Genomic DNA, 19,402 nt, shown 5'->3' with positions numbered 1-19,402 from the left:
CGAGACCTAGACGGCCTGGTTGGCCGAGGTGCGGGCGATGCTGTCATCGCTGCGCAAAGTGAAGATCTCGTAGCCGTCAGCGGTGACCAGTACGGTATGTTCCCATTGTGCGGAAAGTTTGCGGTCCTTGGTGATGGCGGTCCAGCCGTCACCCAGCAGGCGGGTTTCCGCACGGCCCTGGTTGATCATCGGCTCGATGGTGAAGGTCATGCCTTCCTTGAGTTCCATGCCGGTGCCGGCGCGGCCGTAGTGCAGCACTTGCGGCTCTTCATGGAACACCGCGCCGATGCCATGACCACAATATTCGCGAACCACCGAGAAACCGTTCTTCTCGGCGTGCTTCTGGATCACTTCGCCGATGTCGCCCAGGCGCGTGCCGGGACGGACCAGTTCGATACCCTTGTACATGCATTCCTGGGTGACTTTGGCCAGGCGCTCGGCCCACTCAGGCACTTTGCCAACCATGTACATCTTACTGGTGTCGCCGTGATAGCCATTCTTGATCACGGTGACGTCGATGTTCAGTACATCGCCATCTTTCAGTGGCTTGTCATTAGGAATGCCATGGCAAACCACATGATTGATCGAGGTGCAGATCGACTTGGGAAAGCCTTTGTAATTGAGTGGTGCTGGGATGGCTTGCTGGACGTTGACGATATAGTCGTGGCAGATGCGGTCCAGTTCGTCGGTCGTGACGCCAGGTCTGACGTGCTCACCGATCATTTCCAGCACTTCGGCGGCCAGACGGCCGGCGATGCGCATTTTCTCAATTTCCTCGGGCGTCTTGATGGTGACGGTCATGCTGACTCTCTCGGTGCGTCTGGGCGCAAGGCTGAAAACGGGAAGTCGCGATTCTACCGCATTCCGATTGGAAGCTGCAGGCGGTGACCTGGTGTTACGGCAAAGCCAAGCTCGGCTTCCTGCATCCGGCTTAGTGTGATATAAAATGCGCCGCTTTCTGGGCTGCACGTCCTGGAAGCCTAACCCGCACACGTATCGACACGTTGACCTGGGTGCCCTTGGCTAGAGCCATGGGTTGGTCATCGGGATGCGTGGAGGCCTAACCCGACTTACTTAAGGAACAATCATGTCCCAAGTCAATATGCGCGATATGCTGAAGGCCGGTGTGCACTTCGGTCACCAGACCCGTTACTGGAACCCGAAAATGGGCAAGTACATTTTCGGCGCGCGCAACAAGATCCATATCATCAACCTCGAAAAAACCCTGCCGATGTTCAACGAAGCGCTGTCCTTCGTTGAGAAGCTGGCTGCCGGCAAGAACAAAATTCTGTTCGTTGGCACCAAGCGTTCCGCTGGCAAGATCGTTCGCGAAGAAGCTGCTCGTTGCAACTCGCCGTTCGTCGATCACCGCTGGTTGGGCGGCATGCTCACCAACTACAAAACCATCCGCGCTTCCATCAAGCGTCTGCGTGATTTGGAAGTTCAGTCTCAGGACGGCACTTTCACCAAGCTGACCAAGAAAGAAGCCCTGATGCGTACTCGCGATCTGGAAAAACTGGATCGCAGCCTGGGTGGTATCAAGGACATGGGCGGTCTTCCGGACGCGCTGTTCGTGATCGACGTTGACCACGAGCGCATTGCTATCACCGAAGCCAACAAACTGGGTATCCCGGTTATCGGTATCGTCGATACCAACAGCAGCCCGGAAGGCGTTGACTACATCATCCCGGGTAACGACGACGCCATTCGCGCCATCCAGTTGTACATGGGTGCCATGGCTGACGCCGTTGTACGTGGTCGCGGCAACGCCGGCGGCGGCACCGACGAGTTCGTCGAAGAAGCTCCGTCCGCTGAAGCAGCTGAAGGCTGAGTCGACGCCTTCTAGCGCGTCACTCGGTACGCAAAAAGGGGGCTAGGCCCCCTTTTTGCCTCCTTAAGAATTGAACGCCTGGTTCGCCGGGTGGACTGGTTGAAGACCTATCCAAGAGGATTTCAAGATGGCAGAGATTACTGCAGCCCTGGTTAAAGAACTGCGCGAGCGCACTGGCGAAGGCATGATGGATTGCAAGAAGGCCTTGACCAAGGCTGGCGGCGACATCGAAAAAGCCATTGATGATATGCGTGCCTCGGGGGCCATCAAGGCCGCCAAGAAGGCTGGCAACATCGCTGCCGAAGGCGCCATCGCAATCAAGGACGACGGCAAATCTGCTGTTCTGCTCGAAGTTAACTCGCAGACTGACTTCCTGGCTCTGCAGGACGACTTCAAAGCCTTCGTCGCAGCTAGCGTCGACAAGGCTTTCGCTGACAAGCTGACCACCGTTGAGCCGCTGATCGAAGCGCGTGAAGCGGATCGTCTGGTTCTGGTCGGCAAGACCGGCGAGAACGTCAACATTCGTCGCTTGGCTCGTGTTGAAGGCGATGTACTGGGTTCCTACCTGCACGGCAATAAGATTGGCGTGGTTGTAGCCCTGAAGGGCGGTACTGTCGAGCTGGCCAAAGACATCGCGATGCACGTGGCTGCCAGCAACCCAGAGTTCCTGGTGCCGAGCCAAGTCTCTCCAGAGGCCATCGAGCGCGAGAAAAACGTGTTCATGTCCCTGAACGAAGACAAGATGAAGGGCAAGCCTGCTGAAATCGTCGAGAAGATGATTGCTGGCCGTATCACCAAGTTCCTGGCCGAGGCCAGTCTGGTTGAGCAAGCGTTCGTCAAGGATCCGGAAATCACCGTAGGTGCTCTGGCCAAGAAAGGCGGTGCAGAAATCGTTTCCTTTACCCGCTTCGCGGTTGGTGAAGGCATCGAGAAGCCGGTTGACAACTTTGCTGACGAAGTTGCTGCTCAAGTGGCTGCTGCCAGCAAGCAATAAGACGGTTTTACTGTCGCATCAAAGAGGCTGCCCGCTAACGCGTGCAGCCTCTTTTGCAAAGCGCGGGAGCTAAATACCGCCGCGCTGCATCAAATTACCTGGCGGCGCTCTGGTCGCCCGGTGACAATACGAAGCCCCCCGGGTTTCCCAGAACAACGCCGCAGGAGAGATACGCAATGGCTCAGCAGGTGAGTGGTCGTCAACCTCGCTATAAACGCATTCTGCTCAAACTAAGCGGCGAAGCCTTGATGGGCTCGGAAGAATTCGGTATCGATCCCAAAGTGCTGGATCGTATGGCCTTGGAAGTCGGCCAATTGGTTGGCATCGGCGTGCAGGTCGGCCTGGTGATCGGTGGCGGCAACCTGTTCCGTGGCGCCGCGCTGAGCGCTGCGGGCATGGATCGGGTTACTGGCGACCATATGGGCATGCTGGCTACGGTAATGAACGCCCTGGCCATGCGCGACGCCCTGGAGCGTTCGAATATTCCAGCCATCGTCATGTCCGCTATCTCGATGGTCGGCGTTACCGACCATTACGATCGCCGCAAGGCCATGCGCCACCTGAAGACCGGTGAAGTGGTGATTTTCGCTGCAGGCACGGGTAATCCCTTCTTTACTACCGATTCCGCTGCGTGCTTGCGCGCTATCGAGATTGACGCCGACATGGTCCTCAAGGCGACCAAGGTCGATGGTGTCTATACCGCTGATCCGTTCAAGGATCCGCATGCGGAGAAGTTCGACCGCTTGACCTATGACGAAGTGCTGGATCGCAAGCTGGGTGTGATGGATCTGACGGCCATCTGCCTGTGTCGCGATCACTCCATGCCGTTGCGGGTTTTTAATATGAATAAACCGGGCGCCCTGCTGAATGTTGTAGTCGGCGGCGCTGAAGGAACTTTGATCGAGGAGGGTGAGCAATGATCAACGAGATCAAGCAAGACGCGCAGGAGCGCATGAAGAAATCGGTCGAATCGCTGGATCATGCGTTCGCCAAGATTCGTACGGGCCGAGCTCATCCAAGTATTCTCGACAGCGTCATGGTGTCGTACTACGGCACCGATACACCGCTACGGCAGGTTGCTAACGTGGTCGCCGAGGATTCTCGAACCCTGGCGCTTACCGTGTTTGACCGCAGCATGATCCAGGCAGTTGAGAAGGCGATCATGACCTCCGATCTGGGCCTGAATCCAGCCACAGCGGGCACCACTATTCGTGTGCCGATGCCGGCGCTGACTGAGGAAACCCGTAAAGGTTTCACCAAGCAGGCGCGCCAAGAGGCGGAAAGCGCCCGTGTGGCGTTGCGCAATATTCGCCGTGACGCTTTGGCGCAGCTGAAAGACCTGGTTAAGGAAAAGGAAATCAGCGAAGACGACGAGCGTCGTGGTGCAGACGACGTGCAGAAGATCACTGATAAGTTCGTTGCCGAAGTCGACAAGGCTCTGGAAAACAAAGAAACGGATCTGATGGCTGTTTGACGAGCCTTCTGCCCATGAACAAGACGGACAAAAAGGCCGCTAAGAGCATGCCGCAGCATGTAGCCATCATCATGGATGGCAACAATCGCTGGGCGAAAAAACGCCTCTTGCCGGGAGTCGCCGGGCATAAGGCAGGCGTCGATGCGGTGCGGGCGGTCATCGAGGTGTGTGCCGAAGAAGGTGTCGAGGTGCTGACCTTGTTCGCCTTCTCCAGTGAAAACTGGCAGCGCCCCGCAGAAGAAGTCAGCGCCTTGATGGAGCTTTTTCTCCGAGCCTTGCGGCGAGAGGTCAAGCGGCTCAAGGCGAACGGCATAAGTCTGCGGATTATCGGTGATCGTTCGCGCTTTCATGCGGAGTTGCAGGCCGCTATGGCTGAGGCCGAGGCCTCTACAGCGGGCGAAGCCCGTTTCATCCTGCAAATTGCCGCCAATTATGGCGGCCAGTGGGACATCGTTCAGGCTGCTCAACAGCTTGCGTTAGAGGTCCAGGCAGGACGGCTGCAGCCGGAAGACGTGACCGCGCAGGCATTGCAGGGCCTACTTTCAACGGCTGGCCTGCCGCTGCCCGATCTTTGCATCCGCACCGGGGGCGAGCACCGCATCAGCAATTTCCTGTTGTGGCAGCTGGCCTATTCCGAGCTGTATTTCTCCGACCTGCTCTGGCCGGACTTCAAACACGAGGCCATGCGCAAGGCGCTGGCCAATTACGCTACCCGCCAACGCCGCTTCGGCAAGACCAGTGAGCAGGTGGAAGCCGAGGCACGGGCTAAATGTTGAAGCAGCGCATCATCACCGCCTTGATTCTGTTGCCCATCGCTTTGGGCGGTTTTTTCCTGCTGGACGGGGCGAGCTTTGCGCTGTTCATCGGCGCGGTGGTGACGCTCGGTGCCTGGGAGTGGGCGCGCTTGGCTGGTTTCACTAGTCAGCTGGCGCGTATCGCCTACGCCGGGTTGGTCGCCGCTTCGATCTTGCTGCTGTATCTGGCTCGCGGGCAAATGCCGTGGCTGGCGGGGCTGGTGTTACTGGCGGCCTTGCTGTGGTGGCTGGCGGCCATTCTATTGGTGTTGGGTTATCCGGCGAGCAGCCGTTATTGGGCAAGCATGCCGAGCAAGGTCGTTATTGGCCTGTTGATTCTGTTGCCGGCCTGGCAGGGCTTGGTGCTGTTCAAGGAGTGGCCGCTGGCTAACTGGCTGATCGTCGCCGTGATGGTGCTGGTGTGGGCGGCCGATATCGGTGCCTATTTTTCCGGCAAAGCATTTGGGCGCCGCAAACTCGCTCCGCAGGTCAGTCCTGGGAAAAGTTGGGAAGGCTTGATTGGCGGCTTGCTGGTGAGCTTGTTGATCGTGGTGGCGGTCGGTTGTTATCGCGACTGGGCCGCGCAGGATTTCATCTTCGGTTTGCTTGGCGCGGCGGCGGTCGTGCTGATTTCAGTGGTTGGTGATCTGACCGAAAGTATGTTCAAGCGCCAGGCTGGGGTGAAAGACAGTAGTCATCTGCTGCCGGGACATGGCGGTGTGCTCGATCGAATCGACAGCCTGACAGCGGCCATTCCAGTTTTTGCGATGCTGCTTTGGGCTGCAGGCTGGGGCGCGCTGTGAGCGTTATCCAGCAAGTTACCGTGCTGGGCGCCACAGGTTCGATTGGACTCAGCACGTTAGACGTTATCGCTCGTCACCCCCAGCGTTACCAGGTTTTCGCGCTTACCGGGTTTTCCCGTCTGACGGAACTGGCGACCTTGTGTATCCGGCATGAGCCACGGTATGCGGTGGTGCCGGATGCGGCAGCGGCTCGCGAGCTTCTGCGGCAGCTGGCCGGCGCCGATCTCAGTACTCAAGTGCTCGTCGGCGAGGCGGGGCTGTGTGCGGTGGCGGCGGATCCCGAAGTCGACACGGTAATGGCGGCGATCGTCGGTGCTGCCGGGCTGAAGCCGACCTTGGCAGCGGTAGAGGCGGGCAAGAAAGTATTGCTGGCAAACAAGGAGGCCTTGGTGATGTCCGGCGCCTTGTTCATGCAGGCGGTGCGCAAAAGCAACGCCGTACTGTTGCCGATCGATAGCGAGCACAACGCAATTTTCCAATGCCTGCCGGTGGACTACGCCCGCGGTTTAGCCCATGGCGGGGTGCGTCGCATTCTCCTGACCGCGTCCGGCGGGCCGTTTCGGCAGACTCCCTTGGCGGCGTTGGCCGATGTGTCGCCGGAACAAGCGTGCGCGCATCCGAACTGGTCGATGGGGCGGAAGATTTCAGTCGACTCGGCCAGCATGATGAACAAGGGGCTGGAACTGATCGAAGCATGCTGGCTGTTTGATGCGCGGCCGGCACAGATTGAAATCGTGATTCATCCGCAAAGCGTTATTCATTCCCTGGTCGATTATGTGGATGGTTCCGTGCTCGCCCAGTTGGGTAATCCGGATATGCGTACACCGATCAGTCACGCCCTGGCCTGGCCTGAGCGTATCGATTCAGGCGTTGCGCCGCTCGATCTCTTCGCTATTGGTCGATTGGATTTCAGTCCGCCGGATGAGGAACGTTTTCCCTGCCTGCGCCTGGCGCGCCAGGCCGCAGAAGCAGGCGGAACTCGACCAAGCATGCTCAATGCTGCCAACGAAGTAGCGGTGGCGGCGTTCCTTGAGCGGCGCATCCGCTTTACCGAGATCGCGAGTATTATCGACGATGTATTGAGTCTCGAAGCACCCGGTCAGGCATCGGATCTCGATGTCGTGCTGGCGGCAGATCAGGATGCGCGGATATCCGCTGGGCTATGGCTTGAGCGTCGTGGACGCTAGCGTAGGAGGGCAAAAATGAACACGCTTTACATGGTGCTGGGCCTCCTCGTTGCGCTCGGAGTGTTGGTGACTTTTCACGAGTTCGGACACTTTTGGGTCGCCCGTCGTTGCGGCGTCAAAGTGCTGCGCTTTTCAGTGGGGTTTGGCACGCCGTTGCTCCGTTGGCATGATCGGCGCGGTACCGAGTTTGTGGTTGCGGCCATTCCGCTGGGCGGCTACGTGAAAATGTTGGACGAGCGCGAAGCCGAAGTCCCAGCTGAGTTGCTCGATCAGACGTTCAACCGCAAAACCGTCCTCCAGCGGATCGCGATTGTTTCCGCTGGCCCGATTGCCAACTTTTTACTGGCGTTGGTGTTCTTTTGGCTGCTGGCGATGCTGGGCAGCCAACAAGTGCGTCCAGTCATCGGTGCCATCGAGGCTGGCAGTCTCGCTGAGCGCGCGGGCCTCATGGCAGGCCAGGAAATCGTGGCAGTCAACGGTGAGTCGACACCTGGCTGGGCCGCAGTCAACTTACAGATGGTTCGTCGTCTTGGTGAAAGCGGCACGCTCGATGTCTCAGTGCGTGAAGCGGGCTCCACTGTCGATAGCGCGCATCAGGTGCTGCTGAGCGATTGGCTAAAGGGTGTCGATGAGCCCGATCCGATCTCGTCCCTGGGGATTCGCCCCTGGCGGCCACAGGTTCCGCCGGTTCTGGCGCAGTTGGATCCCGAAGGTCCGGCGCAGGCCGCTGGCCTGCAAATCGGCGACCATCTTTTGAGTCTTGACGGCGTTGCGCTACGCGATTGGCAGCAGCTGGTCGACAACGTTCGTGGTCGCCCGGGTGACGCCATTTCACTGCGCGTTGAGCGCGCCGGTCAGCAGCAAGACATTCGTCTGACTTTGGCCGCGCGCGGCAAGGGTGAGGCACGTAGCGGCTACCTGGGGGCCGGAGTGCAAGGGGTTGATTGGCCGCCGGAAATGCTTCGCGAGGTCAGCTTCGGCCCGCTCGATGCGCTTGGCGAGGGTTTCCGGCGCACTTGGACCATGAGCGTCTTGACCCTTGATTCACTTAAGAAAATGCTCTTTGGCGAGCTCTCGGTAAAAAACTTGAGCGGGCCGATAACCATTGCTAAAGTGGCGGGCGCTTCAGCCCAGTCCGGCTTGGGGGACTTTCTTAATTTCCTAGCCTATCTGAGCATTAGCTTGGGGGTTCTGAATCTATTGCCGATCCCCGTCTTAGATGGGGGGCATTTGCTCTTCTATATGATCGAATGGGTGCGTGGGCGCCCATTGTCCGAGCGCGTACAGGGTTGGGGGATGCAGATCGGCATTAGTTTGGTCTTGGGGGTGATGTTGCTCGCCTTTGTCAATGATCTGAGTCGACTGTAAAACTTCTGAATAACAAATCTGTCGCTTTGCGGCAGATTTTTTTATCGCCAGTTGGAATAAGAAAGGACTTCATGAAACGTCTGCTGCTGCCTGTGGTGCTAGCCACATTGATGATCGCCGAAGTTCACGCCGAGTCCTTCACCATTTCCGATATTCGCGTCAATGGCCTGCAGCGGGTATCCGCCGGCAGCGTATTCGGCGCCTTGCCGCTTAACGTTGGTGATAATGCCGATGACCGCGAGCTGGTCGAAGCAACGCGTGCGCTGTTCAAGACGGGCTTCTTCCAAGATATCCAGCTCGGCCGTGAAGGTAATGTACTGGTCATTACCGTGATCGAACGCCCATCCATTTCGAGTATCGAGATTGAGGGCAACAAGGCGATCACTACCGAAGACCTGCTCAAGGGTCTGAATCAATCGGGTTTGTCAGAAGGCGAGATCTTCCAACGCGCTACTTTGGAAGGCGTGCGCAACGAGCTGCAGCGCCAGTATGTTGCCCAAGGTCGCTATTCTGCCGGTATTGAAACGGAAGTGATTCCCCAGCCGCGTAACCGCGTGGCGCTGAAGATCAATATCAATGAAGGTACGGTCGCCGCTATCCAGCACATCAACGTGGTGGGTAACACCGTTTTCGCGGAGCAGGATCTGATTGATCTGTTCGAGTTGAAGACCAGTAACTGGCTGTCTTTCTTTAAAAATGACGACAAGTATGCCCGTGAGAAACTTTCCGGCGACTTGGAGCGCCTGCGCTCCTACTACCTTGATCGTGGTTATATCAACATGGATATTTCCTCGACGCAGGTATCCATTACTCCCGACAAGAAACATGTCTACATCACCGTCAACGTGGATGAAGGACAAAAATACAGCGTTCGCGAGGTTAAGCTTTCTGGTGACCTGAAAGTGCCTGAGGAGGAAGTCAAATCCCTGCTGCTGGTTAAGCAAGGTCAGGTCTTCTCGCGCAAAGTGATGACCACTACTTCTGAGCTCATCACCCGCCGCCTGGGTAACGAGGGCTATACCTTTGCCAACGTCAACGGCGTCCCCGAGGCGCATGATGACGATCATACTGTTTCGATCACCTTTGTCGTTGATCCGGGCAAGCGCGCTTACGTCAATCGCATCAACTTCCGCGGTAACACCAAGACCGAAGATGAAGTGCTGCGTCGCGAGATGCGCCAAATGGAAGGCGGCTGGGCTTCTACCTATTTGATCGACCAATCGAAGACGCGCCTCGAACGTTTGGGTTACTTCAAAGAAGTCAACGTTGAAACTCCGCAGGTCGCCGGTACCGATGACCAGGTCGATGTCAATTACAGCGTTGAAGAGCAGCCGTCCGGTTCCATTACTGCCAGCGTGGGTTTTGCCCAGAACGCCGGTCTGATCCTCGGCGGCTCCATTAGCCAGAACAACTTCCTCGGCACGGGTAACAAAGTCAGCATCGGCTTGACACGTAGCGAATACCAGAGCCGCTATAACTTCGGCTACGTTGACCCCTATTGGACAGTCGACGGTGTAAGCCTGGGTTACAACGCCTTCTACCGCGCTACCGATTACGACGACCTGGATGTCGATGTATCCAGCTATGCGGTTGACAGTTATGGTTTGGGTATGAGTATCGGTTATCCGATCAGCGAAACCTCGCGCCTGACCTATGGCCTGACCGTTCAGCAGGACGACATTAATACCGGCGTCTACACCGTCGACGAAATCATGGATTTCATCGATCAGGAAGGCGACAACTACCTAAACTTCAAAGGCTCGATCGGCTGGTCTGAGTCGACGCTGAACAAAGGCGTGATGGCAACGCGCGGTCACTCGCAGAGTCTGGTGCTCGAAACGACCTTGCCGGGTAGCGATCTGTCGTTCTACAAGCTGGATTATCGTGGCCAGATCTTCAAGCCGCTAACTCAGCAAACGGCGCTGCGTTTTCATACCGAGCTTGGTTATGGCGACAGCTACGGCTCGACCTCCGAGCTACCGTTCTACGAGCATTACTACGCAGGTGGCTTCAACTCGGTGCGCGGCTTCGAGGACAGCAGCCTCGGCCCGCGCGGCACCCCGAGCAAGGTGACGGTGGTTGATCCTGCGACCAATAATGTTGTGGTCGTGGACGGTCCGGGCGCCGATGGTCGGTTTACCGATCCGGATCAGGACCCGTTGCCGTTCGGTGGTAACGTGATGATCCAGGGTGGCGTGGAGTACCTGTTCCCGATGCCATTCGTGAAGGACCAGCGTCAACTGCGTACAGTGTTGTTCTGGGACGTCGGTAATGTGTTCGACACCAACTGCACCACGGAGCAAAAGAACAACAAGGCCAACGACTCGAGCTGCGATGTCGACTTTAACAACCTGGCCAGCTCTGTGGGTGTGGGTTTGACTTGGATTACCGCGCTGGGTCCGCTGAGTTTCAGTTTGGCCATGCCGGTCAAGAAGCCGGACGAGGCGGATACCCAGGTATTCCAGTTCTCTCTTGGCCAGACTTTCTAATCAATCGTTTACTGATAACGACAACAATATTTGCAGGGGTGCATTGTGCGTAAGTTGACTCAACTGGTTTTGTTGGCCGCCGCTCTTGTAGCGACTCCGGCTTTCGCTGAGATGAAAATCGCCGTATTGAATTATCAAATGGCTCTGTTGGAGTCTGATGCGGCGAAGCGTTACGCCGTTGATGCCGAAAAGAAATTCGGCCCTCAATTGAACAAGCTGAAGACCCTGGAAAGCGATGCCAAGCGCATTCAAGATCGCCTGGTCAAAGAAGGCGAGAAACTTTCCCAGGCTGATCGTGAGCGCATGGAACTTGAGTTCAAGCAAAAAGCCCGTGACTTCCAGTTTCAATCCAAAGAGCTAAACGAAGCCAAGGCGGTCGCCGACCGTGAAATGCTGAAAAAACTCAAGCCAAACCTCGACAAGGCCGTTGAAGAAGTCATTAAGAAAGGCGGCTTCGATATGGTCCTCGAGCGTGGCGCGGTGGTTGATGTCAAGCCTCAGTACGACATCACTCGGCAAGTCATCGAGCGCATGAATCAGCTGCGTTGATCATGACCATCCCGACTTTTACTCTTGGCCAGCTGGCTGAGCGTCTCGACGCCACACTGCGTGGTGATCCAGAGAAAGTGATCGGCGGGCTGGCTACGCTGCAGGAGGCTGAGCCGCATCAGCTGAGCTTCCTGGCCAATCCGCAATATCGCAAATATCTGGCTGTTACCAAGGCGGGTGCGGTGCTGCTGGCGCCTACGGATGCCGACGCCTATGCCGGTGATGCGTTGCTGGTTGCCAATCCCTATCTAGCCTACGCACAACTTTCCCATCTGTTCGATCGCAAGCCGCAGGCCACTGCTGGTCAGGTGCATCCGACCGCCGTCATCGCTGCCGATGCCGTCGTCGATCCAGCTGCCAGCGTAGGTGCGTATGCCGTGATTGAAAGCGGAGCGCAGATTGCGAGCGGCACTACGATCGGTGCGCATTGCTTTATTGGCGCGCGCACGATTATCGGCGAAGGCGGCTGGTTGGCACCGCGTGTCACGCTTTTTCACGATGTGAAAATCGGTAAGCGCGTGGTGATTCAGTCGGGTGCGGTGATCGGCGGTGAAGGATTCGGCTTCGCCAACGAGAAAGGCATTTGGCAGAAAATTGCCCAAATTGGCGGTGTGACCCTCGGTGATGACGTGGAGGTCGGTTCCAACACCACCATCGACCGCGGCGCATTGGCCGATACCCTGATTGGTAATGGCGTGAAGTTGGATAACCAGATCATGATCGCCCACAACGTGCAGGTTGGCGACCATACGGCGATGGCCGCTTGCGTCGGGATCTCCGGCAGCACCAAGATTGGTAAGCACTGCATGCTTGCCGGTGGCGTGGGATTGGTAGGCCATATCGATATTTGCGACGGTGTATTCATCACCGGTATGACCATGGTCACTCGCTCGATCACCGAGCCGGGGGCCTACTCCTCGGGAACCGCCATGCAGCCGGCTGCCGAGTGGAAGAAAAGCGTGGCGCGGATCCGCCAGCTGGACGATATGGCGCGCCGTCTGCAGCAAATGGAAAAGCGCCTAGCAGCCGTGACCCCGGCCGGGGATGCTTCATCTGATGCCTGATGCGTACTGAACGCGTCTCCTATCTTTATTACAGGCTCCCCCGAACATGATGGACATTAACGAAATTCGCGAATACCTGCCGCATCGCTACCCGTTCCTGCTAGTGGATCGTGTGGTTGAGCTGGATATCGCTGAACTCAAAAGCATTCGCGCTTACAAGAATGTCAGCATCAACGAGCCTTTCTTCAACGGTCATTTCCCTGAGCACCCGATTATGCCGGGCGTGCTGATCATCGAGGCGATGGCACAGGCCGCCGGTATCCTTGGTTTCAAGATGCTCGACGTGAAACCGGCCGATGGCACCCTTTATTATTTTGTCGGCTCCGACAAACTGCGTTTCCGCCAGCCGGTGACGCCGGGCGATCAGCTGATCCTCGAGGCCAAGTTTCTCAGTAGCAAGCGCAGCATCTGGAAGTTCGAGTGCCGCGCAAGCGTTGACGGGAAAGAGGTGTGCTCAGCCGAAATTACCTGTGCGGAACGCAAACTATGAGTTTGATTGACCCTCGCGCAATCATCGATCCGACGGCGAAGCTGGCGGATGGTGTCGAAATCGGCCCTTGGTCGATCATCGGCGCTGATGTGGAAGTAGGCGAGGGTACAGTGGTCGGCCCGCATGTGGTGATCAAAGGCCCGACCAAGATAGGCAAGCACAATCGTATCTATCAGTTTTCCTCTGTTGGGGAAGACACACCTGATCTGAAATACAAGGGCGAAGCCACGCGCCTGGTGATCGGTGATCACAATGTGATTCGTGAAGGCGTGACCATTCATCGCGGGACCATCCAGGACCGCGCGGAAACCACTCTCGGCGATCACAACTTGATCATGGCTTATGCCCATATCGGGCATGACAGTGTGATCGGCAACCACTGCATTTTGGTCAACAACACCGCTCTGGCCGGCCACGTGCACGTCGACGACTGGGCCATTCTGTCCGGCTACACATTGGTACATCAGTTTTGCCGCATCGGTGCACACAGCTTTTCCGGCATGGGCACCGCCATCGGCAAGGATGTGCCCGCGTATGTCACGGTGTTCGGCAATCCGGCTGAGGCACGCAGCATGAACTTCGAAGGCATGCGCCGGCGGGGTTTCAGTGACGATGCGATTCAGGCTCTCCGTCGAGCCTACAAAGTGGTGTATCGGCAAGGTCTGACCGTGGATAAGGCGCTCGCCGAGCTCGCTGAGTCCGCAGCGCAATACCCTGAGGTTGGCGTATTCGTCGACTCCATTCAGGCTTCTTCGCGCGGCATTACGCGCTGATCCCATGTCCCAGATATTGCGCGTAGCGCTGGTAGCGGGCGAGGCTTCCGGCGACATTCTCGGTGCCGGGCTGATGCGGGCGCTCAAAAGCCAACATCCCGCAGTCGAGTTCATTGGGGTTGGCGGTCCGCTGATGCAGGCTGAAGGTCTGACCTCCTATTTCCCCATGGAGCGCCTGTCGGTAATGGGCTTGGTGGAAGTGTTGGGTCGTCTGCCGGAGTTGCTGGCTCGCCGCAAACGCCTGATTCGAACCCTGATTGATGCCAAGCCGGATGTATTCATCGGCATCGACGCACCAGATTTCAATCTCGATCTAGAACTGAAGCTCCGCCAGGCGGGCATCAAGACTGTGCATTACGTCAGCCCGTCGGTGTGGGCTTGGCGGCAGAAGCGGGTCCTGAAAATCCGCGATGCCTGCGACCTGATGCTCACGCTGTTTCCATTCGAGGCACAGTTCTACGTCGAAAAGAATGTGCCGGTGTGCTTTGTCGGTCATCCGCTGGCGGATGCAATCCCCCTCGAGGCGGATCGGCAAGCCGCTCGCGCAGCACTGGGCCTACCGAAGGACGGTCAGGTGGTCGCACTGATGCCTGGCAGCCGAGGTGGCGAAGTGGCCCGTCTGGGCGGCCTGTTCCTCGATGCGGCCGAACGGCTGCGAGCTATGCGTCCTGGCGTTCATTTCCTTCTGCCGTGCGCGAATGCCGAGCGCCGTCAGCAGCTGGAAGCCTTATTGGCGGGGCGCAATTTGCCGCTGAGTCTGCTCAATGGTCGCTCGCACGATGCGCTGGCGGCCTGCGACGCGGTTCTGATCGCCTCTGGCACGGCGACTCTGGAGGCCCTCCTGTACAAGCGGCCAATGGTCGTCGCCTACCGCGTAGCCTCGTTGACCTACCGGATTCTCAAGCGGTTGGTGAAGAGTCCGTACATTTCCCTGCCTAACCTGCTCGCCCAGCGCCTGCTGGTGCCTGAGCTGATCCAGGACGAAGCCACCGCCGACGCATTGGCGCAGAAATTGTCGCCGTTGCTCGATGGCGGGCATGCGCAGACCGAAGGCTTCGATGCGATTCATCGCACATTGCGCCAAGATGCCTCGAATACGGCCGCCACGGCGGTGCTGGCGTTGATCGAGACGCGTTGATGCAACTGGGCCTGGATTTCTCCTTGGTTGAAGAGTTAGTCGCCGGCGTCGATGAGGTCGGTCGCGGTCCGTTGTGCGGCGCGGTGGTGACAGCTGCGGTCATTCTCGATCCGCGCCGGCCCATCAAGGGCCTGAACGACTCGAAAAAGCTCACCCAGACGCGCCGCGAGAGTCTCTTCGATGAGATTCAGGAGAAGGCTCTGGCCTGGTGCATCGCTCGCGCCGAGGTCGAGGAAATCGATCGCCTGAACATCCTCCACGCCACCATGCTGGCCATGCAGCGCGCAGTTGAAGGCTTGAGCGTTCTGCCACGCTTGGCGCTGATCGATGGCAACCGTTGTCCCAAACTCAAGGTGCCCAGTGCAGCGGTGATCCAAGGTGACGCTCAGGTTCCGGCAATTGCCGCCGCCTCGATTCTCGCCAAAGTCAGCCGCGACCGCGAAATGCATGCCATGGACATTTGCTATCCCGGTTACGGCCTCGCTAAGCACAAAGGCTATCCCACGCCGATGCATCTCGAAGCCCTGCTGCGCTTGGGCCCCAGCCCCATTCATCGGCGCTCGTTTGCCCCGGTGCGTCGCTTGCTCGAAGGCGACTTCCCAAAAACTGGCGCCGAGGATCTGGCTGTCGTTGGGGAGTTGGGCGATTAATCCGATTCGTCAGTGCGGCGGGCGGCGTTCTATCCATTGGCCAGGAAGCGGCAATCGGTAAGGCGCAGGCTAAGTGCCAGGCTGTCGTTTCGGACCAGGCCCGGTACAATCCGGGCCTTGTCGTTTTCGCGTTTTGCATAGGATTGTCATGACTGTCGCCTTCATCCATTTGCGTGTGCATACCGAATACTCCCTGGTCGATGGCCTGGTGCGGGTCAAGCCGCTGATCAAGGCTGTGGCTGGGGCGGGGATGCCGGCGGTGGCGGTGACCGATCAGAGCAACATGTGTTCGCTGGTGAAGTTCTACAAGGCGGCAATGGGCGGCGCGGTCAAGCCGATTTGCGGCGCCGATATCTGGCTGGCCAGTGATGATGAAGACGGCCCGCTGAGCCGCCTAACCCTGCTGGCGATGAACGCACGGGGATATCGCAACCTCACCGAGCTGATCTCCCGTGGCTGGAGCGATGGTCAGCGCAATGAATTGGTGATCATCGAACGAGCCTGGGTGAAAGAGGCCGCCGACGGCCTGATCGCCCTGTCCGGTGCCAAGGAAGGGGAGATCGGTCAGGCGCTGCTGAATGGCGATCATGACGTCGCCGCACGGTTGCTCGACGAATGGCAAGGCGTGTTCCCGGATCGTTTCTATCTGGAAGTGCAGCGCACCAGCCGGGTCAACGACGAAGAATATCTGCACGCCGCTGTAGCCCTGGCCGAGCGCGCCGGTGCGGCGCTGGTGGCCACCAACGATGTGCGCTTCCTCAAGCAGGGCGACTTCGAGGCCCATGAGACGCGGGTGTGTATCGGCGAAGGCCGCGCCCTGGATGACCCGCGCCGTCTGCGCAACTACTCCGATCAGCAATACCTGAAGTCGCCGGCAGAAATGGCCGAGCTGTTCAGCGATTTGCCAGAAGCCTTAACCAACACGGTCGAGATCGCCAAGCGCTGCAATATCGAAGTGCAACTGGGCAAGCACTTCCTCCCCGATTTCCCGGTGCCGGCCGGCATGACCATCGACGAGTACTTCCGCCAGGTCTCCTTCGATGGCCTTGAGGAGCGTCTGCAGGTATTGCTGCCCCAGGACACCCCGGACTACGAGGCGAAGAAGCAGGTCTACGTCGATCGGCTGAATTTCGAGCTGGATATCATCATCCAGATGGGCTTCCCCGGTTATTTCCTGATCGTGATGGACTTTATCCAGTGGGCCAAGAGCAACGGCGTACCTGTTGGCCCGGGCCGGGGTTCGGGTGCCGGCTCGCTGGTGGCCTATGTGCAGAAGATCACCGACCTCGACCCGCTGGCCTATGACCTGCTGTTCGAGCGCTTCCTGAATCCCGAGCGGGTTTCCATGCCCGACTTCGACGTCGACTTCTGCATGGATGGCCGCGACCGGGTTATCGACTACGTGGCTGAGAAATACGGCCGCAATGCTGTGAGCCAGATCATCACCTTCGGCACCATGGCCGCCAAGGCGGTGGTGCGCGACGTGGCGCGGGTGCAGGGCAAGTCCTACGGCCTGGCCGACCGTCTGTCGAAGATGATTCCCTTCGAAGTCGGCATGACCCTGGAAAAAGCTTTCGAGATGGAGGAGCCGTTGCGTGACTTCCTCAAGATCGACGAGGAAGCAGCGGAAATCTGGGAAATGTCCCTCAAGCTCGAAGGCATTACCCGCGGTACCGGCAAACACGCGGGGGGCGTGGTCATCGCGCCGACCAAACTCACCGACTTCTCGCCGATTGCCTGTGATGATGAAGGCGGTGGCCTGGTCACCCAGTTCGACAAGGACGATGTCGAGGCGGCCGGTCTGGTCAAGTTCGACTTCCTCGGCCTGCGCACCCTGACCATCATCAAATGGGCCATGGAGACGATCAACCGCGAACAGGCCAAGAAAGGCCTGCCCGACCTGAACATCGATTTCATTCCGCTGGATGACAAATCCACCTACGCGATGCTGCAGAAGGCCGAGACCACGGCGGTATTCCAGCTTGAATCGCGCGGCATGAAGGAGCTGATCAAGAAGCTCAAGCCGGACTGCCTGGAAGACATGATCGCCCTGGTGGCGCTGTTCCGCCCGGGTCCGTTGCAGTCAGGCATGGTGGATGACTTCATCAACCGTAAACACGGTCGCGCCGAGCTCTCTTACCCGCATCCGGACTACCAGTACGCCGGCCTGGAGCCCGTGCTCAAGCCGACCTACGGGATCATCCTGTATCAGGAACAGGTGATGCAGATTGCCCAGGTCATGGCCGGCTACACCCTGGGCGGCGCCGACATGCTGCGTCGGGCGATGGGTAAGAAGAAGCCTGAGGAGATGGCCAAGCAGCGCGGCGGGTTCATCGAAGGTTGCGCGAATAACAACATCGATGCCGATCTCGCCGGCAACATCTTCGACCTAGTGGAGAAGTTCGCCGGTTACGGCTTCAACAAATCGCACTCGGCCGCTTATGGTCTGGTGTCCTACCAGACCGCCTGGTTGAAGGCGCACCACCCGTCGCCGTTCATGGCCGCGGTGTTGTCTGCGGATATGCACAACACAGAGAAGGTCGTCACCCTGATCGAAGAGTGCCGCAGCATGAAGCTGCGCATCCTCGCGCCGGACGTGAACAGTTCCGAGTTCAAATTCACCGTCGATGACGACGGCCGCATCATCTATGGGCTCGGCGCCATCAAGGGCGTCGGTGAGGGCCCGGTGGAAGCGCTCGTCGAATGCCGGCAAGGCGGGCCGTTCAAGGATCTGTTCGATTTTTGTGCACGGGTCGACCTCAAACGCATCAACAAACGCACCCTCGAAGCGCTGATTCGCGGCGGCGCGCTGGATCGCCTCGGCCCTTACTTCCATGACGAAGTGAAGGCCTATCAAGCCAACATCGACCGCAATCGAGCGGTCCTGCTCGCGGCCATGGAAGAAGCGGTGCAAGCGGCCGAGCAGACTGCCCGCAGCCATGACAGCGGGCATATGGACTTGTTCGGCGGGCTGTTTTCCGAGCCCGAGGCGGACGTCTACGCCAACCATCGCAATGCTCGCGAGCTGTCCCTGAAAGAGCGTTTGAAGGGTGAGAAAGACACCCTCGGCCTGTACCTGACCGGCCACCCGATCGACGAGTACGAGGGTGAAGTACGACGCTTCGCTCGTCAGCGTATCGTCGAACTGAAGCCGGCGCGTGACACCCAGACCATCGCCGGGCTGATCGTCAACCTGCGGGTGATGAAGAACAAAAAGGGCGACAAGATGGGTTTCATCACCCTCGACGACCGCTCGGGGCGGATCGAAGCGTCGCTGTTCTCCGAGGCGTTCGCCAATGCTCAGGCGTTGCTGCAAACCGATTCGCTGGTGGTCGTCGAGGGCGAGGTCAGCAATGACGAGTTTTCCGGTGGCCTGCGCCTGCGCGCCAAGCGGGTGATGAGCCTGGAAGAAGCGCGTACCGGCCTGGCGGAAAGCCTGCGGCTGCGGATTCAAGCCGACGCGCTAAAGGGTGATCGGCTGCGCTGGTTGGGCGAATTGTGCCGCCGTCATCGTGGCGCCTGTCCGCTGACTCTGGATTACACCGGCAGCGAGGCCAAGGCCTTGCTGCAGTTCGGCGACGACTGGCGGATTGATCCAGCCGACACTTTGATTCAGGCATTGCGTGACCAGTTCGGGCGCGACAACGTCTTCCTGCACTACCGCTGAGTTTGCAGCGCTTTTAGTTGCTATCAGCCGCGAATTTCTGGCAGTGCACCGGAAACGGTTTGCTGCCTCAATGTAGTCTCGACCTGAGTGCGTCCTATCCCGTAAGGTAGGGCGCGAAACGGAATCAGCCG

General features: G+C 58.4%; 17 protein-coding genes. 16 read left to right on the top strand and 1 reads right to left on the bottom strand.

Features of this window, described 5'->3' with window-relative positions; all coding sequences use genetic code 11:
* Nucleotides 1-6: 6 nt before the first annotated feature.
* On the bottom strand, nucleotides 7-801 hold the full coding sequence (gene map / locus NVV93_RS13905; protein WP_258251228.1) for a type I methionyl aminopeptidase: 795 nt from the start codon (nucleotides 799-801) through the stop codon (nucleotides 7-9).
* 286 nt (nucleotides 802-1,087) lie between these two features.
* Here map and rpsB point away from each other — a divergent pair, with 286 nt between their 5' ends.
* The 16 genes from rpsB (at nucleotide 1,088) to dnaE (ending at nucleotide 19,271) form a co-directional block, all read left to right on the top strand.
* Entirely contained in the window at nucleotides 1,088-1,831 is a 744-nt protein-coding gene (rpsB, locus tag NVV93_RS13900; protein ID WP_258251227.1) for a 30S ribosomal protein S2, read from the top strand.
* Nucleotides 1,832-1,958: 127 nt separating this feature from the next.
* Nucleotides 1,959-2,825 carry a translation elongation factor Ts gene (gene tsf / locus NVV93_RS13895; protein ID WP_258251226.1) on the top strand — a complete coding sequence of 289 codons (867 nt, stop codon included), beginning with the start codon at nucleotides 1,959-1,961 and terminating at the stop codon, nucleotides 2,823-2,825.
* Between the two features lie 176 nt (nucleotides 2,826-3,001).
* Nucleotides 3,002-3,745, top strand: coding sequence for a UMP kinase (gene pyrH, locus NVV93_RS13890; RefSeq protein ID WP_258251225.1), 744 nt, complete (start codon nucleotides 3,002-3,004; stop codon nucleotides 3,743-3,745).
* Complete coding sequence (gene frr / locus NVV93_RS13885; RefSeq protein WP_258251224.1) at nucleotides 3,742-4,299, top strand: ribosome recycling factor; 558 nt, start codon at nucleotides 3,742-3,744, stop codon at nucleotides 4,297-4,299. The genes pyrH and frr overlap by 4 nt, the downstream gene beginning before the upstream one ends.
* Before the next feature lie 14 nt (nucleotides 4,300-4,313).
* Nucleotides 4,314-5,075: a polyprenyl diphosphate synthase gene (uppS, locus tag NVV93_RS13880; protein ID WP_258251223.1), complete on the top strand. Its 762-nt coding sequence runs from the start codon at nucleotides 4,314-4,316 to the stop codon at nucleotides 5,073-5,075.
* Nucleotides 5,069-5,896: a phosphatidate cytidylyltransferase gene (locus NVV93_RS13875; RefSeq protein WP_258251222.1), complete on the top strand. Its 828-nt coding sequence runs from the start codon at nucleotides 5,069-5,071 to the stop codon at nucleotides 5,894-5,896. Before uppS ends, NVV93_RS13875 begins: the two co-directional genes overlap by 7 nt.
* Nucleotides 5,893-7,083, top strand: coding sequence for a 1-deoxy-D-xylulose-5-phosphate reductoisomerase (gene ispC / locus NVV93_RS13870; RefSeq protein ID WP_258251221.1), 1,191 nt, complete (start codon nucleotides 5,893-5,895; stop codon nucleotides 7,081-7,083). The genes NVV93_RS13875 and ispC overlap by 4 nt, the downstream gene beginning before the upstream one ends.
* A gap of 15 nt (nucleotides 7,084-7,098) precedes the next feature.
* Nucleotides 7,099-8,451: a sigma E protease regulator RseP gene (gene rseP / locus NVV93_RS13865; protein WP_258251220.1), complete on the top strand. Its 1,353-nt coding sequence runs from the start codon at nucleotides 7,099-7,101 to the stop codon at nucleotides 8,449-8,451.
* Between the two features lie 71 nt (nucleotides 8,452-8,522).
* Nucleotides 8,523-10,940 (top strand): outer membrane protein assembly factor BamA, encoded by a 2,418-nt coding sequence (gene bamA, locus NVV93_RS13860; protein WP_258251219.1) that lies wholly within the window; start codon nucleotides 8,523-8,525, stop codon nucleotides 10,938-10,940.
* Between the two features lie 45 nt (nucleotides 10,941-10,985).
* Nucleotides 10,986-11,489 (top strand): OmpH family outer membrane protein, encoded by a 504-nt coding sequence (locus NVV93_RS13855; RefSeq protein WP_258251218.1) that lies wholly within the window; start codon nucleotides 10,986-10,988, stop codon nucleotides 11,487-11,489.
* A gap of 2 nt (nucleotides 11,490-11,491) precedes the next feature.
* Nucleotides 11,492-12,553, top strand: a complete 1,062-nt coding sequence (gene lpxD, locus NVV93_RS13850; RefSeq protein ID WP_375162888.1) for a UDP-3-O-(3-hydroxymyristoyl)glucosamine N-acyltransferase — start codon at nucleotides 11,492-11,494, stop codon at nucleotides 12,551-12,553.
* A gap of 46 nt (nucleotides 12,554-12,599) precedes the next feature.
* Nucleotides 12,600-13,043: a 3-hydroxyacyl-ACP dehydratase FabZ gene (gene fabZ, locus NVV93_RS13845; RefSeq protein ID WP_258251217.1), complete on the top strand. Its 444-nt coding sequence runs from the start codon at nucleotides 12,600-12,602 to the stop codon at nucleotides 13,041-13,043.
* Complete coding sequence (gene lpxA, locus NVV93_RS13840; protein ID WP_258251216.1) at nucleotides 13,040-13,816, top strand: acyl-ACP--UDP-N-acetylglucosamine O-acyltransferase; 777 nt, start codon at nucleotides 13,040-13,042, stop codon at nucleotides 13,814-13,816. The genes fabZ and lpxA overlap by 4 nt, the downstream gene beginning before the upstream one ends.
* A gap of 4 nt (nucleotides 13,817-13,820) precedes the next feature.
* Nucleotides 13,821-14,954 (top strand): lipid-A-disaccharide synthase, encoded by a 1,134-nt coding sequence (lpxB, locus tag NVV93_RS13835; RefSeq protein WP_258251215.1) that lies wholly within the window; start codon nucleotides 13,821-13,823, stop codon nucleotides 14,952-14,954.
* Nucleotides 14,954-15,604: a ribonuclease HII gene (gene rnhB / locus NVV93_RS13830; protein WP_258251214.1), complete on the top strand. Its 651-nt coding sequence runs from the start codon at nucleotides 14,954-14,956 to the stop codon at nucleotides 15,602-15,604. Before lpxB ends, rnhB begins: the two co-directional genes overlap by 1 nt.
* 148 nt (nucleotides 15,605-15,752) lie before the next feature.
* Nucleotides 15,753-19,271, top strand: coding sequence for a DNA polymerase III subunit alpha (gene dnaE / locus NVV93_RS13825; protein ID WP_258251213.1), 3,519 nt, complete (start codon nucleotides 15,753-15,755; stop codon nucleotides 19,269-19,271).
* Nucleotides 19,272-19,402 lie beyond the last annotated feature (131 nt).

It is taken from the genome of Pseudomonas sp. LS44 (genome assembly GCF_024730785.1).
Taxonomy (GTDB): domain Bacteria; phylum Pseudomonadota; class Gammaproteobacteria; order Pseudomonadales; family Pseudomonadaceae; genus Aquipseudomonas.
Note: the sequence above shows the minus strand (reverse complement) of the source record. Positions and strands in the feature narration are given on the sequence as shown.

Bases quoted from the DNA above. Each gene is read 5' to 3' on its own strand.
- map (WP_258251228.1), bottom strand. From the start codon at position 801: ATGACCGTCACCATCAAGACGCCCGAGGAAATTGAGAAAATGCGCATC.
- rpsB (WP_258251227.1), top strand. From the start codon at position 1,088: ATGTCCCAAGTCAATATGCGCGATATGCTGAAGGCCGGTGTGCACTTC.
- tsf (WP_258251226.1), top strand. From the start codon at position 1,959: ATGGCAGAGATTACTGCAGCCCTGGTTAAAGAACTGCGCGAGCGCACT.
- pyrH (WP_258251225.1), top strand. From the start codon at position 3,002: ATGGCTCAGCAGGTGAGTGGTCGTCAACCTCGCTATAAACGCATTCTG.
- frr (WP_258251224.1), top strand. From the start codon at position 3,742: ATGATCAACGAGATCAAGCAAGACGCGCAGGAGCGCATGAAGAAATCG.
- uppS (WP_258251223.1), top strand. From the start codon at position 4,314: ATGAACAAGACGGACAAAAAGGCCGCTAAGAGCATGCCGCAGCATGTA.
- NVV93_RS13875 (WP_258251222.1), top strand. From the start codon at position 5,069: ATGTTGAAGCAGCGCATCATCACCGCCTTGATTCTGTTGCCCATCGCT.
- rseP (WP_258251220.1), top strand. From the start codon at position 7,099: ATGAACACGCTTTACATGGTGCTGGGCCTCCTCGTTGCGCTCGGAGTG.
- bamA (WP_258251219.1), top strand. From the start codon at position 8,523: ATGAAACGTCTGCTGCTGCCTGTGGTGCTAGCCACATTGATGATCGCC.
- lpxD (WP_375162888.1), top strand. From the start codon at position 11,492: ATGACCATCCCGACTTTTACTCTTGGCCAGCTGGCTGAGCGTCTCGAC.
- fabZ (WP_258251217.1), top strand. From the start codon at position 12,600: ATGATGGACATTAACGAAATTCGCGAATACCTGCCGCATCGCTACCCG.
- lpxA (WP_258251216.1), top strand. From the start codon at position 13,040: ATGAGTTTGATTGACCCTCGCGCAATCATCGATCCGACGGCGAAGCTG.
- lpxB (WP_258251215.1), top strand. From the start codon at position 13,821: ATGTCCCAGATATTGCGCGTAGCGCTGGTAGCGGGCGAGGCTTCCGGC.
- rnhB (WP_258251214.1), top strand. From the start codon at position 14,954: ATGCAACTGGGCCTGGATTTCTCCTTGGTTGAAGAGTTAGTCGCCGGC.
- dnaE (WP_258251213.1), top strand. From the start codon at position 15,753: ATGACTGTCGCCTTCATCCATTTGCGTGTGCATACCGAATACTCCCTG.